We start from the raw sequence: 15,941 nt of genomic DNA, 5'->3' as shown, positions 1-15,941 counted from the left end.
AGCATTTCCCGATTGAGTATTAACCTTATTAGCTTATTTAAGTAGGAGGTTTGGGTAATAAGGTTAAGTTGTTGTGAAGTATGGACATGTTACTAAGGCTGGGGTAAAAAGACTAAGGTTTTTTGAAGGAAAATATTTTTTATTAAGATGAGTAAAGGAAAAAACATCGTATACCTTAGTAAGGGATTGAGTTATTGGCACGACTAACCTTAGTAACAAAACATCACCAAGATTAAGTTAACCTTATTAGTTTATTTAAATACATAAGTTTTTTAATATTAACCCAAATTCTCCACCAGCCTGCTAACAAAGTAGCAAATAAAAAAGCCCTTGACAAAATTGCCAAGGGCTTAATAATCAGAAGCTATATCTTAAGCCAATTTGTAATCTCCAGCGCGAAGAAATATCGCTCACACTAAATGGAGTGTTATTTGTAGGCTTGGAGAAACTATAGACAGGAACATTTGGAATGCCGTTGTATGTAACTCTTCCCCTCAATGAAACTATAGTATAAGTACCTAAGCCAGAAGATTTGTTAACTCCCCATTCATTGTTCAATAGATTAAGTACATTAAGTATATCAAGTGAAAGTTGGAATCTTCCTAATCCCCAAAGGTCAGGAATATCTTGAGTTATTCTCATATCAAGATATTGCTGCCACGGGTCATTAGCTGCATTTCTCTGGGCTATTTGTCCTCGATGTTCTCTTAAGTAATCATTGTTACTGATAAAAGAATTCAAGTCATCATACATTTTTTGATTAGGAACAAATTGACCATTACTAATTGACCCCAACAAAATTTCAGAGTTGTTTCTAGGAATATAGAACAAATCGTTCTGGTCGAAACCATCGTTGTTCAAGTCGCCGTATACAATAAAAGAAAATGGCTGTCCAGTTTGTCCATTATAGAACAGAGAAATTGTTGTGGGTGCATTTTCAAAGAATCGATGAGTATAAGCAACCGACGCAAAAACTCTGTTGCGAATTTCCCATTGAGAAGTTGTTAAAGCTGGATTATTTGGATCCATATCAATAGGATTGTATCTCATTTGAGATTGTGCTTGAGAAGAATTCAAGCTGTTTCTATCTTTTGCACGTCCATAAGCATAACCAGCATTAATTGAGATTCCTTCAAGAACATTACGTTGAATCTGGAAAACTAAATTATATTGATAACCGCCTGTAGTATTGTACAGTTCAAGAATATCGTAGAAATTATTATCACCACTGTTTGTGCCACCATAATAATTCCTGCCTTCAAATGCACCATTAAGAGAAGGAACAGTACCAACAACAGGATTTAAGTTAACTTTCCTATAAAGCATCTCATTAATATTTTTTGAATATAAGAACTCAACAGTTCCAATAAACCCAAGTGGAAGTTGATGGTCAATTCCCAAATTGTATCTTAAAAGCTGAGGCAACTTCAAATTAGGGTCTACTAAGTCAATTTCAGACCTAAGTTTTGGTGCACCTGTTCCAGGGTCACCTGCAATGTATTGATTATATGGGTCAGCTCTAAATAACAATTTACCTGAACCTTTATTAACCTCAGCTGTCAAAGTGCCAGTATTACCAAAATTGTTAGACATCCACACATAAGGAATTCTTCCTGTAAATACTCCTACACCACCTCTAATTTGAGTTGTTCTATCGCCGGATATATCGTAGTTAAATCCAAATCTTGGTGACCAAAGGATATTTCCGCTTGGAATTCTGTCTGTCTGATAACCCGGGAAGTATTGTGGAACAAGCGGATTTGGATCCGGCGTATCTGGAAACGTGGGAATATCAACACGCAAACCATAGGTAATTTTTAATTGTGGTGTAACGTTCCATTCATCTTGTGCATAAACACCAAATTGTAATACACTGAACTCAGCAGCAGGAATATCATTTGGGTTTCTTGGGTCGCCTTTTCGTGAGTATACTCTTTGGTAATATGAAGCATTATCGTTAAGAAAATCTTGAATACTATTATAAATGTAGTAACCAAAAGCAGAGCGTGCAAATAAGTTGCTAAACTTAAAGAATTCGTTGTGAGTACCAATTGTAAAAGTATGACTACCTGCGTAAATGCTGAAGTTATCCGTAAATTCAAAAATATCTTGGTCAAGTCTATTTGCAGATGAAAATCTATCTGGGCCTGCGAACATCTGGAAAGTGCCGTTTAATTCATTAATTTGAACTTCAGGTGCAGGGGCAGAAATACCTTTACGTTTATCTCTTATTCTTGTATAGCCAAGAATAAGTTCGTTAGACATATTATTACCGAAAGTACTATTCAACTGCAGAACTGTTGAATTGGTATTATCGCTAATTTTATACGGCTGAGTATCAAATAATAATCTATTTGTTGCCCTGTAGTTATAAAATTTATCTTGAGAGGCATCAACAAAATTATGGCGTAGTGTAAGTTTATGGTTCTGAGATAAGTTGTAATCAAAACGGATAAATAATTTTGTGCTAGGCTGTTCTAATGTTACATCACCATAAGAGCCGGCATTAAATCCCTTAGAAGCCAATGCGGCTTTAAATTGGTCACCCAACGCTTTAATTTCATCAACAGATTTACCGCCATAACCACTAATTAAAGACAAATTTGGGTAAGGCGACGGTGAGCCTGTTATTTCACCATTTACAAAAAAGAATAATTTATCAGAAATAACTGGTCCGCCAAATCTAAAGCCCGTTTGATATTCTTTGAACTCATCTAATTTTTTAGCCTCAACGCCATCAGCTTTCCATTTACCTACCAAATCTTGATTTCTTCCATAGAAATAAACTGAGCCGGAAAATCTGTTGGCTCCGCTTCTTGTAATAGCATTAATGCCGCCGCCAGTAAAACCGCTTTGACGAACATCGTATGGTGCGATTACAACTTGAAATTGATCAATAGCATCAAGACTTATAGGATTAGTCCCTGTTTGTCCACCCGGCGTTCCTGTACTGCCAAGTCCAAACAAATCGTTGTATTGGGTACCATCGATTTGAATATTGTTGTATCTACTAGATCTGCCGGCAGTACCTAACCCTGTTCCATCTACTAATGGAGAAAGCTTAGCAAAACTTTGGAAGCTGCGGCTTACAGTAGGAATTTCCTGAATTTGTTTGTTAGAAACACTAATTGCCGCACCAGTTCTCGCAGCACTTAAAACCGCACTTCTTTCAGCAGTTACAGTAACAACGGAGACTTGAACTGCCTGTTCAGGCAATTTGAAGTCCATTCTCAGGTCCTGAGATAGAGCAAGACTAAAACCTTCTTCCGTTTGTGTTGTGTAACCTACATACGAAACGGTTACTTTGTAAGGGCCGCCAACCCTTAAACCTGTAAGATTGTATCTTCCATCTTCACGGGTAGAGGTACCATATTGTGTGCCTGATGGTTGATGTACTGCAATTATATTAGCACCCGGTAAAGGATTGCCATTTTGGTCTGTAACAATACCATACAAAGATGCTGTAGTCTGGGCAAATGTTAACTGGGTACTAAATAAAATTACAGCTAATAGAAAAAAGATAATTAACTGTCCCTTTTTTGTCATATAATAACTCCTTACTTATGTGATAGAATTATTGATTTAATTTTCTGCTGACGAGTATTCTCGGTTGGATAAAATTTACTTTTCATATAAGTAAATATTCGAGGAAAAATTTTCTTAGTCAATTTGTTTTTCTTATTTAACAATTACTTAACAAAAAGCTATTAATTCCCTAAAAGAGAATTTTTACACTAAAAAATTATAAAAATACTTTTGAGAAGCAAAAGTTTTATTTATTTCATATCTGTCCAATATATTTTTTATTTCGTCCCTAAAGGGACTTAATCTATTTCTTTGTTCTTTATCCTATAAATATTTTGTCCTGAGGGGACAATAAAGCTTTGATTATGCTTAAACCAATCTAATCCCTTTAGGAATTATATAGTTATAGAATAAATAAATATCAGACTGAAGTTAAAAGTCCCGTAGGGACGAGATAGGGATTGATTTACAAGACAAGTAGAATAGTGACCAAAATCATGAAGTTTTCTAAGTTTATTTGGTAATTCATCCCTTCGGAATTTGATTTCAAAATTATTTTGGACAGCACTGATTTATTTCATTACATCTTATTTCCTTTATCACTAGGCACAAAAAAGTATTAGATAGCCACTTCTATTAAGTGAGAACATTTTGAACAGATATAACTTAATTGTAATTTTGAAACTAAAGAATTAATCAAGATTATGGGCTTAATTATGAAAAAAACAGTTTTATTTATTTTATTATTATTTTATTCATTCAACATAACTTTCTCACAGGGGAAACCTTACGTTATTCTCATCTCTTTAGATGGATTCAGATGGGATTACCTCGACAGAAACATTACTCCTAACATAAATAAGATTATTAACAGCGGTGTTAGAGCTATTTCATTAAGGTCTTGTTTTCCAACAAAAACTTTTCCGAATCATCAATCAATCATTACGGGCATGTATATCGACCATCACGGGATTATTGGAAATAATTTTCAAGATCCATACAGCTATAAATTTTACATGATGAGAGACACGGCAAGTTTACGTGACCCAAGTTGGTACTTAGGAGAAGCTTTTTGGCAAACTGCAGAACGACAAGGCATTAAGACCGCAAGTTATTTTTGGCCTGGTTCTGAAATTCATTTAAAATATAGGAGACCCTCTTACTACGAAGAGTATTATCACTTCCGCCCTAATAAAGAAAGAATAAATCAGGTTATTAAATGGTTGCAGCTACCTCAAAAAGATCGCCCACATTTTATTACTCTTTATTTTTCTGTTGTAGACGATTCAAGTCACGTTTACGGACCAAATTCACCTCAAACAAACCTTGCAATTCAAATAGCAGATTCAGCTGTGGGTCTTTTAGAAAAAAAATTAAATGATATTGGAATGCAAGACAGTGTAAATGTAATTATCGTTTCAGATCACGGCATGACTGAAATTTCATCAGAACGAGTTATTGATGTTGGCAAAATATTAAACGGCTACAAATGTCAACTATGGGAAGATGGTCCTATCATGCTTGTTTACCCACAAAATGACAATCTACGTAAAGTTTACGAAGTACTGAAAAAAAACGAAAACCACTACAAAACTTATTATAAATCAGAAATGCCCGAATATTATCATTATTCTGAAAATCCATTTATATCCCCGATAATTTTAATTGCTGATATGGGATGGTCTCTTGTTAGAAAGAGGGAGATTTGGATTATAAAAGATAAAGGTAACCATGGTTATGATAATAACGCACTTGAGATGCAAGGGATTTTTGTGGCTTCAGGACCGGCATTCAAGAAAAATTACAAAACAGGCACTTTATGGAATATTGATATTTATCCGCTGCTTTGTAAAATATTTAACATTGTCCCCCGCTCAAACATTGACGGGAAACTTGAGAGGATTGAGTTTGTGCTGAAATGACAATTCTTTTTGTAAAGTGCAAACTTGTAAGTTATTGCACAAAGCAATCTGTCTAAAATTTCAACCTTCAGCTTGTAGTTAGAAAAATTTGGGTTAATGCTTAGTCCAAATTAGTATTACACCGCCGAGAGTTCCTCTATTATATTCTGCCGGTGCATAAATACCATTATATGCTTCAACTGCAAGTACATCGAGTGGATTAAGCCAACCAATATTATCAATCACGTTTGGCATTAACAAGCCGTCAATATATATTAAAGGAAGATTACCAAAACTAAATGAACTTGTCGAGTAACGTGCTAAAAAAACAGCATTACCTTTTACAATTAAACCCGGAATCGCTCTAAAAATATCGTATATGCTGCTGTAACCCGCAGCTTTTATATCTTCCAGCATTAGATAGCTACCCGTACCTATTTTTTTTCTATCATAGAAATGGACTTTTTCTAAATATTCGTTTTTCTTTTCATCTTTTGTTTCTTCTCCTTCTAAAGTGACAAGGGAACTTTGCTTTATTGGCACCAACACTGATATTTTTCCTGATGCTTTATCGGCAAAATTATATCGAGACAAAATAAGGAGGAGAATAAAAGACAATATACTTGCTCTCTTAAACCTCATTCTCTGTTCCTTGAAACTCTTTAGGAGCATTCTTATATAAACTTAATAATATTTTTGTTAATTATATATGCAATTATAAATTCCCTAACAAAGAATTACTATCAAATACAAAAATGGACTGGTCGACTTCAATAAATTTTTATTTTGTGTTTACGAAATTCTTTCAGCCTTATGCAAGATTTGTTTACAAAAGTCTCATCGAATTATATTTGTACCTTAAAATGTAATTAAACTTAAATGTCATTTTTTCAGAAGCAAATTTTTTCTCTCAAACTTTATTTTTACTTTTGTAAAAAGATATAAGTTATTTAACTATGGCAAATACAAAAAATTTATTTCAACTCGATTACCGCAAATACATGCTTGACAACGGTCTGCAAGTTATTTTATATAAAGATAACAGTCTTCCGATTGTTTCGGTAAATATCTGGTATAATGTAGGTTCAGCAAACGAGAACCCAGGTAAAACGGGCTTCGCACACTTGTTCGAACACATGATGTTTCAAGGTTCACAAAATGTTCCGAAGGAATGGCATTTCCGTTACATTCAGGAAGCCGGCGGCACATTAAACGGCTCAACATCCTTAGATAGAACCAATTATTATGAAACTCTCCCTTCAAATTATCTTGAACTTGCTCTGTGGCTGGAATCAGACAGAATGGGATTTCTTTTGCCAGCATTAACTCAAGAAAAACTCGATAATCAAAAAGATGTTGTAATGAACGAACGAAGACAGCGATATGAAAATCAGCCATATGGATTGGCGTGGGAAAAATTATTTTCTAATTTGTATTCTTCCTCTCATCCCTACCATTGGCCAACTATTGGATGGATGGACGACATTGCTCAATTTAACTTAGAAGATGTAAAAAAATTTTTTAGGACATACTACGCACCAAATAACGCATCTCTTGTTGTTGGAGGAGATATAAATTATGATACTACAATAAGCTTAGTCAAAAAATATTTTGAGGAAATTCCCGCTTCGAACAATATTCCAAAATTAAATTATCAATCCGAAACATTAGAGCAAACAAAAGAAGTAATTCATAAAGATAACATTCAATTACCAAGAATATATTTCGCTTGGCATACAGATAAAATTTTTGGCAATGATGAGGCAGCACTTGATATTTTAGCTGATATTCTGACTGGTTCTAAAAATGGAAGATTGCACAAAAGACTTTTGTTCGAAAGACAAATTAGTCAAGATGTCTTTGCTTTTCAGCATTCTGGAAAACTTGGTGGCTCTTTCATAATTGCTTCAACAGCAAAACCTAATATTTCATTAACTGAAATCAAGGAAGAAATTTTTAACGAGATAAACAGAATAATTCAAGAGGGAATTAACAGTGAAGAATTAGACCGCTCTAAAAACAGTATTAAATCTTCTTATATATACTCATTACAAAATTTAGCTACAATTGCAAATCAACTCAATGCTTATAATTTTTATCTTTCAGAACCAAATTCTTTTTTATACGATATAGAAAGAATAGAAAAAGTAACAGCCAACAATATTATAAATGCAGTCCAAAAATATTTTAAAAAACATTTTGTCGAACTAAAAGTTATCCCTAAATAATATGAATAAATTAGATAGAACAAAACCGCCTGAAATTATAAATGAAATAAAATTTAGCTTACCCGAAATCGAAAATTTTGATTTGTCTAACGGACTTAATGTTTATTTTGTAAAAAAAGAAAAACTCCCTATTACTCAAATCTTAATGTTGACCTCAGCGGGTTCTAAATACGATGACAATAAATTAAATGGCTTATCACATTTAACTGCTGCCTTAATCGATGAAGGAGCCGGCGAGTTTGATGCTTTACAGCTAAATAATGAAATTGAAAAGCTCGGCTCTATTATAAAAATTTCTTCGGATAAAGACTTTATTTACACTTCATTGTTAAGCTTGACTGACAATATCGAAAGAAGCCTTTATTTATTTTCAAAGATTTTAATTGAACCAAAACTTGAACCTGCAGACTTCGAAAGAGAAAAAAAGAAAAAGATAAGCAAAATTATCCAGTTGAAAGATGAACCATCTTACTTGGCAGACACAGTGTTTGAAAAAATATTGTTTAACAATTCATACTACCAGCTCCCCGTTTTAGGTACAGAAACTTCAGCTGCAAATATTAAGCTGGATGATGTACAGCTATTCTATCAAGAATATTTCTCGCCTACAAATTCTACTTTAATAGTTGTCAGCAATCTCAATAGCAATACAATAGTAGATTTGTTAGAAAAATATTTTTCATGCTGGAAAAAAGAAATAAAAAATAACTGTGATCCGCTACAATTGAATACAAAAACAAAGAAAGCTTATTTAGTTCATAAAGATGATTTAGTTCAAAGCGAAATTAGAATTGGCAATTTAATTTATCAAAAAAATAACACTGAATATCTTAGGCAGCAAATATTAAATACAGTTTTAGGTGGGCAATTTTCAAGCAGGCTTAATCTTAATCTACGTGAAAAAAGAGGCTTTACATACGGCGTGAGTTCTGCATTCAATTACATGCAATCCGCTGCAAACTTCGAGGTTTCTACTGCAGTAAAATCTGAAAATACTGCTGAAGCTGTAGCCGAAATTCTAAATGAATTAGAAAAAATAAGAGAAAAAATAACCGAAGAAGAAGTAAACTTTGCTAAGTCTTATCTTATTAAAAGATTTCCCTCTCGCTTCGAAACATACTCTAATATTTCAAGTAATATTTCAGTTATTATTACTCTTAACCTTGATAAAAATTTCTTAAACGATTACCTACATAACATAAAGCAGCTTACGACAAAAGAAATTATAACTTCAGCAAGAGAGACTATTTTTCCTGAAGAATCAATAATTGTAGTCGTTGGGAACAGAAAAGTAGTAAAAGAACAACTGTTAAAAATCTTCAATGAAAATTTACTTGAAATCGAGTATAATGATGTTTTTTTTCATAATTCAGATGAGACTTCCTAAAAACTACTCTTATAGTTTCAGCTTTTTTTATATAAGTAATTTTGAGACCAAATGGTTACTGATTTTTAGAGACTTCTGAAAAATTCAACCCACGAAGTGGTGAATACTCAATGTCATTTCCATGACATTTGTCCTTATGTAAGTGGGAAACGGGAATCCATTGATTTGGGTTAAGATTCCCGTTTTCACGGGAATGACAAACCACTAAGTTGTGTATTCCCATAAAAAAATAACCTATTTATCAGAAGACTTTTTTAATAAAATATGATTTTACCGCAAAAAATTTTGTTCCTTTTTTCTTTTCTAATTCTAACTCATCATTTAACAAATCAAATTCATCTTTGTTTATTAGAATTATTTTGTTTGGGGAGGAATCTTTTGTATTAGCATAAAACTTCATTAAAGAAATCAGTTCTTCTTTCTTGCTGCTTTTGAAAAGAATAAAATCGGTATCTGTATATAGCTTAATTCCCCATGATTTAAAATAATCTCGAATAAAATTATATGTGGCTGAATTATATATTTTACTCTTAGAATCAACTATAAACAATACTGCATCTTTATATGATGTAATTATATTTTGAATTGAACTGCGCAGCAACTCCTTTGAGTAACCTGCTTCAATTTTATACTTTTTATCATCGATTGCATCATTAAGCCAAACAGAATAGTCCTTAAAATAATTTTGTATTGTATCTTTAATTGTATTCGAATAATCGGAGGGAAGCAAACTAAAAGTTAAAGGCAAAGGTGATTTTAGCAATTCTTTGAGCTGCTGAAAATCTAATGAAGAAGCATCTGTTATTATGAAATATATATTATTTCTCTCTCTAACTAAATTTAAATCCGGCTCAAGAATTGCCTTCAGCTTAAGTCTTTCATTAGAGTATATCTTTACAGAGGTTTCCCCAAAATTTTTATTTTCTTGTGAGACTAAGGCAGTTATATCTTTATTTAATTTATTACTTAATTCTTTAATAACAAGTGGTACAGGCAAATCTTTAGGGAGTTTTATATGATATTCATGTTTTGTAGAGTCATCCTCGTCAAATTTCTTTTTTTTTATTGAAATCCACGAAGAATCAATTGCAAACTCGTTCAACACGTTCAAAAAAATTGAGTCGGCTTGTAATGTGGTCAGTTCATTTGTATTAAATGTTTTTTTAGGTTTCTTATAAATATTATCGACAACAATATTAGTCACTAGAAGCAAAGAGGCAATAACTAATAATATTTTGATAAGTTTATTCTTCAGGGCATTACTCCTCTTTATACGAAGTTAAAAGGAACTTTAAATCTAATTATTAGCAGATTAATAATGACTTAGGATATTAATAAAAAATTAAGATTAGCTACTTATTCTTAAAATTTGGTTTTCGCTTTTCAAGAAAAGCTGAGGTTCCTTCCTTAAAATCCTCAGTAGCGCAACATTCAGCAAAAAGGTCAGATTCAAGTTTTAAACCATCATTTAAGTGCAAATAGTTTGTAGCTACAATAGCTTTTAGAGCCGAACGCACAGCAATTTGTCCTTTAGAACATATTTTTTTTGCCAATTCAACAGCATCACCCAACAACTCTTCGTGACGTGAGATGCGGTTTATCAAACCATATTTTAATGCTTCTTCTGCACTAATCATATCACCCGAAAGAATTATTTCTATTGCTCTGCCTGTATTTATTAGCCTTGATAGTCTTTGGGTTCCGCCGTAACCTGGTATAATTCCAAGATTAACTTCAGGCTGGCCAAATTTTGCTCTTTCAGACGCAATTCGAATATGACAAGCAAGAGCGAGTTCACATCCTCCGCCCAAAGCAAAACCATTAACAGCAGCAATTACAGGTTTACCTAAGTTTTCAATTAAATCGAAAACCGATTGCCCTTTTTCCACAAAATCCTTCGCAGTAGTTTCATCAAGTTTATTTAATTCAGAAATATCTGCACCGGCAACAAATGCTTTTTCTCCAGCGCCAGTTATAATAATTACATTTACCGAATTATCATCTTGCAAGGATTCAAACAAATCCCTTAGTTCTTCTAAAGTTTCACCATTAAGTGCATTTAACTTGTCTGGTCTGTTAACAGTTACAATAGCTATAGTATCTTTCTTTTCAACTAGTAAGTTTTTAAAATTCATTTTCCCCTCGCTAAATTGTTACATAAATAGGTATACGAATTTTCAAATCAAAAGAAATAAATTGGTTATTAGGTATAAAATTGTAATAAGTAATTACATCAAGAATAAACATAGAAAAACCTCCGCCGATATGAAAGCCGGTATAACCAACCTCTTCAACAAAATTTTGTTTACCTGTGCCTATTTTAAATTGATGTAATTTTTCGTAAAGTGCCAGCGAGAAACCGAAATCGGCAATTGGCATCAACAAAACACCTTCATTAATAACAGGTGAGAAGTAATATCGGACACCAGGTGAAAAAATTATTGAGTTTGTTGAAAACGAAGAATAATCTGTTACTTTATAAAAATTTTGTTTACCAGGAAAATGATTATAACTAAAGGTAGAATAAAAAAATACCGGTAAAAAATTATTATCTGTGTAAGAGATTGAAACATTAAAGCCAACACCAATATTTTGAGATTCTGAAGCCACCGCAATTGGGAAGCGCGGACCTACACCAATTGACATAAAAAGGCCTTTAGCTTCGCCGAATTTTATTAATTGTGCATTTGCAGTTGTTGTAATCAATACCAAAAAAAGAAACACTTTTCTCATAATTTATATTGTCCCAAATCTACTTGTCCCAGCTCCATAGTAGTAAACTAAATCCCCGCCATAAAGTGCGGTCAAAATAATAAACAAAACTCCCAACAAAGCAAGAAAAACAACTAAGTATTTTGTCCAGCCTAAAAATTTTTTTTTAAGAACTAAATACGTTCTAAATATCATTAAGCTTAGAAAATACCAAAGAGTAAGAGTTGCATAATTATTATGTTTTTGAATTAAAGAACTGATTGTTTTATAAGTACTTGGAAATTTTTCTTTTAACAGTTCTTGTGCTTGATTTCCTGTTAGTACTGCTGCAACAGAAAAGATTACACCAAGTGCTAACAATATATAAGCCGATTTATTCAAAAAATCTTTTTTCAGAAAAGCAGCAAAGGCCTCAAATAAAAAATAAACTACAAATATGGCAATTGGGAAGTGAACAATTCTTGGGTGCAAATACGAAAGAAATTCCATTTTTATATTTTATAAAAAATTTTTTAATAAGTGTAATTAGTTTGAGCAGTTACCCGCAAAGCACACTGCCTCCGTTTACATTTAAAATCTCACCGTTAATATGCCGAGCTAAGTCAGAAGCTAAAAATAAAATTGGACCGGCAATGTCTTCGGCTGTAGCAATTCTACCTACAGGAATACTCTTACGAATCTCTTCTTTAAAACTCTCATCTGCAAAAACTTCGTTATTCATTTCAGTATCTACCCAGCCAGGAGCTACAGAATTAACAGTAATATTGTATGGTGCTAGTTCAACGGCGAGTGACTTTGTAAAAGAAATTATCCCACCTTTTGAAGCAGCGTAATGTGAATGAAAAGCCTCACCTCGCTGCCCTGCGGTAGAGGATACATTAATTATTCTACCGAAATTATTTTTTTTCATAATAGGGACAACAGCTTTGACAAAGAGAAAATTAGAAGTCAAGTTTATTCTTATCAGTTCATCCCAGTGCTTCAAGGTCATTTTTTCTAAAGTTCCATCATTCCAAATACCGGCATTATGAACGAGAATATCAATTTTTCCAAAATCCTTAACTGTTTGCTCAACACAATCATTAATTTCTTGTTCGGATTGCATATCAACTTTATACGCTTTTACTGTGTTATTCTTAGTAAATTTTTTTATCAGCTCGTCAGCTTTATTTTTAGAATGAAGATATGTAAAAGCGACATTAGAGTTAGCTTTAGTAAAAAATTCAACGCAAGCGGCACCTATTCCCCTTGAGCCGCCGGTTATAAGTGTAACTTTATTTGTTAAATCTATCATTTAATACCTCACTTTGTATAAGAATAATCCTTTAGTTGGAACTGCCTCGCCAGCAGTTTCTCTATCTTTTTTATTTAGTATTTCTAATATATAATTTTCATCTCTTTTCTTTTCTATAGTTTTAAGTAAAGTACCAATTATTGTTCTTACCATTCCATGCAGAAATCTATCAGCCTGAATGTAAAAAAGTATAAAGTTCTTTGTTTCTTTCCACCATATATTTTTAACATCACAAACTTTATTTTCCGTCTCAGTATTTTTTCTTGAGAAAGATGTAAAGTCATGTTCACCAATTAATACTTTACTTATCTTATTAAGATATGTTATATTCATTTTAGCGATGTATGGTAATCTGTAAGAATATTTATCATAAAAAGGAGATTTTATTTTACTGATTAAATAAATATATGCTCTGCTTTTTGCATCGAATCTTGCATGAAAATTTTCATTTACTTTTTCAGAAGAAGTAATAGATATGTCGCTAGGCAAAATAGAGTTAAGTGAATATTGAAATTTATATAAATCTAACTCTACATCGACTTTAAAATTTGCCACTTGACCTAAGGCATGAACCCCAGCATCAGTTCTTCCCGCACCAATTAAATTAATTTTTTCTTTAGTGATAATTTCAATTGCTTCCGAAATTTTCTGTTGCACAGAAATAGCATTTTTTTGAATCTGCCAACCCGCATAATTTGTTCCATCGTATTGAATTGTAAGTTTATAGTTAAACAATTTGGAAATAGAAATTTATTATTACGCAAGTTATAAAAGATTCCATCTTTTAGAAAGATGAAACTTTTAGTATGCCAATTCAAAAGTGTTTTGTGAAATTAAAAGTAAAGCTGGAAGGCAAGGTGGGTTTATTATCTATCCCAAAATAAATGTTCCACGAAGCTTCTTTTTGTAAATTGTTATTATACCTCGATACTGCCCGTACGGCATTTATTGCACTAATTAAGCGATTTAAAATTAACGCCCCCGCAGCAAATCTCACGTTATTATAAGCTGTCTCGCTTGAAGACCACATTTCTCTGTATTTTTTTCGTTGTTCATTCGTACCCCAGTTCCAGTAAAACTTATTTACATCATAGACTTTATCAAAATTACGATTAAGTTCTTGCACCTGGTTATAGGTATACACATCCTTATAGATGCCAATAGTAGCAAAGTAATCTGAGTTTTTACCATCTAAGTTCACTGAACCAAAAGATTGCGCAAAGGAGCGGTAGTTATTTTTCTGCCAATCACCATATAAATTAAAGCCCGCAAAAACTCCCCATAAAATACCATCAGCAACTGTAAAGTAAATACCAGATTGATAAGAATCAGCGTATAATTCGCCCATGCCAGGTATAATCATTGAAAACAAAATTGCCAACCCAGCGTTTTTTTTCTGTGTTGTATATTCTTCTTTTAAAAAATTTGATTGTTCTTTTAGAGGTGCATCTTTAATCAATTTGAGAAGCTCATATTTACCAACGTTAGAATAACTTTGGGGAAACATTAGCGAAGAAAAAAACATAACTAATAAAATTAACTTCTTCATGATTAACCTTCATCTAATTTGTTTGTGCTGAATTAACTATTTCTGTTGTACAAATGTTTCCCTTAACCTCCTTAATTCTTACCTTAACAAATTTGTTAATTAAGTTAGCATTAAATTTACTTTGCACTCTAATATAATTTGAAGTAAAGCCTTTAATCAAACCATTATTTTCTTCATGCTCGAAAAGCGCAATAAGTTCTTTGTCAATAGAATTATTGTAAAATTCATTTCTTTTCTTTTCACTCAAAATCCTAAGCATATTATTTCTTTTTTTTCTTTCATTTATGTCAACAACGCCATCTAAGTTAATTGCCTTAGTGTTTGGCCTTTCGGAGTAGGTAAACACATGTAAATATGTGACAGGTAATTCTTTTATGAAATTGTAAGTTTGCAAGAAATCGTCTTCAGTTTCCCCGGGAAATCCTACAATTACATCTACACCTACAGCAAGGTCTTTTATATTTTTAATTACTTTTAAAATTAGTGTTTGATAATCTTCAACAGTATATCTTCGTTGCATTAGACGTAAAATTTTAGGGCTTCCGCTTTGCAATGGTATATGAAAATGCTTACAAATTTTTTCTTCGGACGAAGCCATTTCAATAATTTCGTCCGACAGCAAATTCGGCTCTATTGAACTAATTCTAATTCTAAACTCTCCTTGAATACTAATTAATTCTTTAAGTAAAGAAGCCAAATTTTTTTGAAACGATTTACCGTAATCGCCAACATTAACTCCAGTTAAAATAATTTCCTTAAAACCGGATTCTAAAATTTTTTTGAATTGTAATTTTACCTCATCAGGATTAAGACTTCTACTTTTTCCTCTGGCAAGTGGAATTGTACAAAAAGAACATTTGTAATCGCAGCCATCCTGAATTTTGAAAAATGCTCTTGTTCTGCTATCCTCTTCTACAGTAAATGCGGAATGAAACGAATTTAGCTTTTCAGTTGGAGTAACATACACACAAGATGGTAAGTGTTTATTAAAAGAGTTTAGCTTATCGAAAATTTCAAATTTCTCATTACTTCCCAAGACTGCATCTACACCTTCAATAGAGGCAATTTCTTGTGGTCGAAGCTGAGCGTAGCAACCCGTTACAATTATATATGCATTAGGGTTATTTCTTAAAGCTCGTCTTACTATTTGTCTACAGTCCTTTTCAGCGTTTTCAGTCACTGTACAAGTATTAATCACATAGACCTGAGCAGCATTGTTGTAATCAACTACTTCAAAGCCTTTTTCTAAAAACTGTTTACTAATAGTTGAGGTTTCGGAATAATTAAGCTTACAACCAAGTGTGTAAAATGCTACTTTTTGTTTTTCCATAGCTATGCTATTTAT

The 15,941-nt window shown here is 32.5% G+C and carries 13 protein-coding genes; 3 read left to right on the top strand and 10 right to left on the bottom strand.

Annotated features, from left to right (window positions below):
• Positions 1-357 precede the first annotated feature (357 nt).
• Positions 358-3,546, bottom strand: a complete 3,189-nt coding sequence (locus ABRY23_06920; protein ID MFA3782781.1) for a carboxypeptidase regulatory-like domain-containing protein — start codon at positions 3,544-3,546, stop codon at positions 358-360.
• Positions 3,547-4,241: 695 nt separating this feature from the next.
• Between ABRY23_06920 and ABRY23_06915 the strand changes: the two genes are divergently transcribed.
• Positions 4,242-5,447 carry an ectonucleotide pyrophosphatase/phosphodiesterase gene (locus tag ABRY23_06915; protein MFA3782780.1) on the top strand — a complete coding sequence of 402 codons (1,206 nt, stop codon included), beginning with the start codon at positions 4,242-4,244 and terminating at the stop codon, positions 5,445-5,447.
• A gap of 93 nt (positions 5,448-5,540) precedes the next feature.
• Here the strand turns inward: ABRY23_06915 and ABRY23_06910 are convergent, their stop codons facing one another.
• Entirely contained in the window at positions 5,541-6,068 is a 528-nt protein-coding gene (locus ABRY23_06910; protein MFA3782779.1) for a TonB-dependent receptor plug domain-containing protein, read from the bottom strand.
• Positions 6,069-6,382: 314 nt separating this feature from the next.
• On the opposite strand from ABRY23_06910, the gene ABRY23_06905 reads away from it, so the two are divergent.
• Positions 6,383-7,654 carry a M16 family metallopeptidase gene (locus ABRY23_06905; protein ID MFA3782778.1) on the top strand — a complete coding sequence of 424 codons (1,272 nt, stop codon included), beginning with the start codon at positions 6,383-6,385 and terminating at the stop codon, positions 7,652-7,654.
• 1 nt (position 7,655) lies between these two features.
• The gene (locus ABRY23_06900; protein MFA3782777.1) at positions 7,656-9,041 is read left to right on the top strand and encodes a M16 family metallopeptidase; all 1,386 of its coding nucleotides are present in this window, start codon (positions 7,656-7,658) and stop codon (positions 9,039-9,041) included.
• Positions 9,042-9,282: 241 nt separating this feature from the next.
• On the opposite strand, the gene ABRY23_06895 is transcribed toward ABRY23_06900, so the two are convergent.
• The 8 genes from ABRY23_06895 to mtaB all read right to left on the bottom strand — a co-directional run bounded on the left by ABRY23_06895 (position 9,283) and on the right by mtaB (position 15,926).
• Entirely contained in the window at positions 9,283-10,245 is a 963-nt protein-coding gene (locus ABRY23_06895; GenBank protein ID MFA3782776.1) for a hypothetical protein, read from the bottom strand.
• A 148-nt stretch (positions 10,246-10,393) separates the two neighbouring features.
• The gene (locus ABRY23_06890; GenBank protein MFA3782775.1) at positions 10,394-11,176 is read right to left on the bottom strand and encodes an enoyl-CoA hydratase-related protein; all 783 of its coding nucleotides are present in this window, start codon (positions 11,174-11,176) and stop codon (positions 10,394-10,396) included.
• 10 nt (positions 11,177-11,186) lie between these two features.
• A complete protein-coding gene (locus ABRY23_06885; protein ID MFA3782774.1) occupies positions 11,187-11,774 on the bottom strand; it encodes a hypothetical protein in 588 nt (195 codons plus the stop codon).
• A 3-nt stretch (positions 11,775-11,777) separates the two neighbouring features.
• A complete protein-coding gene (locus ABRY23_06880; GenBank protein ID MFA3782773.1) occupies positions 11,778-12,242 on the bottom strand; it encodes a DUF2231 domain-containing protein in 465 nt (154 codons plus the stop codon).
• Between the two features lie 49 nt (positions 12,243-12,291).
• Complete coding sequence (locus tag ABRY23_06875; protein ID MFA3782772.1) at positions 12,292-13,047, bottom strand: SDR family NAD(P)-dependent oxidoreductase; 756 nt, start codon at positions 13,045-13,047, stop codon at positions 12,292-12,294.
• Positions 13,048-13,782, bottom strand: a complete 735-nt coding sequence (gene truA / locus ABRY23_06870; GenBank protein MFA3782771.1) for a tRNA pseudouridine(38-40) synthase TruA — start codon at positions 13,780-13,782, stop codon at positions 13,048-13,050. It abuts the gene before it with no gap.
• A gap of 79 nt (positions 13,783-13,861) precedes the next feature.
• Positions 13,862-14,596 (bottom strand): hypothetical protein, encoded by a 735-nt coding sequence (locus tag ABRY23_06865; protein MFA3782770.1) that lies wholly within the window; start codon positions 14,594-14,596, stop codon positions 13,862-13,864.
• Between the two features lie 13 nt (positions 14,597-14,609).
• On the bottom strand, positions 14,610-15,926 hold the full coding sequence (gene mtaB / locus ABRY23_06860) for a tRNA (N(6)-L-threonylcarbamoyladenosine(37)-C(2))-methylthiotransferase MtaB (protein ID MFA3782769.1): 1,317 nt from the start codon (positions 15,924-15,926) through the stop codon (positions 14,610-14,612).
• Positions 15,927-15,941: the final 15 nt, after the last annotated feature.

This window comes from Melioribacteraceae bacterium 4301-Me (assembly GCA_041538185.1).
GTDB lineage: Bacteria > Bacteroidota > Ignavibacteria > Ignavibacteriales > Melioribacteraceae > Pyranulibacter > Pyranulibacter aquaticus.
This window is presented reverse-complemented; position numbering and strand designations above follow the sequence as displayed.

Bases quoted from the DNA above. Each gene is read 5' to 3' on its own strand.
- ABRY23_06920 (MFA3782781.1), bottom strand. From the start codon at position 3,546: ATGACAAAAAAGGGACAGTTAATTATCTTTTTTCTATTAGCTGTAATT.
- ABRY23_06915 (MFA3782780.1), top strand. From the start codon at position 4,242: ATGAAAAAAACAGTTTTATTTATTTTATTATTATTTTATTCATTCAAC.
- ABRY23_06910 (MFA3782779.1), bottom strand. From the start codon at position 6,068: ATGAGGTTTAAGAGAGCAAGTATATTGTCTTTTATTCTCCTCCTTATT.
- ABRY23_06905 (MFA3782778.1), top strand. From the start codon at position 6,383: ATGGCAAATACAAAAAATTTATTTCAACTCGATTACCGCAAATACATG.
- ABRY23_06900 (MFA3782777.1), top strand. From the start codon at position 7,656: ATGAATAAATTAGATAGAACAAAACCGCCTGAAATTATAAATGAAATA.
- ABRY23_06890 (MFA3782775.1), bottom strand. From the start codon at position 11,176: ATGAATTTTAAAAACTTACTAGTTGAAAAGAAAGATACTATAGCTATT.
- ABRY23_06885 (MFA3782774.1), bottom strand. From the start codon at position 11,774: ATGAGAAAAGTGTTTCTTTTTTTGGTATTGATTACAACAACTGCAAAT.
- ABRY23_06880 (MFA3782773.1), bottom strand. From the start codon at position 12,242: ATGGAATTTCTTTCGTATTTGCACCCAAGAATTGTTCACTTCCCAATT.
- ABRY23_06875 (MFA3782772.1), bottom strand. From the start codon at position 13,047: ATGATAGATTTAACAAATAAAGTTACACTTATAACCGGCGGCTCAAGG.
- ABRY23_06865 (MFA3782770.1), bottom strand. From the start codon at position 14,596: ATGAAGAAGTTAATTTTATTAGTTATGTTTTTTTCTTCGCTAATGTTT.
- mtaB (MFA3782769.1), bottom strand. From the start codon at position 15,926: ATGGAAAAACAAAAAGTAGCATTTTACACACTTGGTTGTAAGCTTAAT.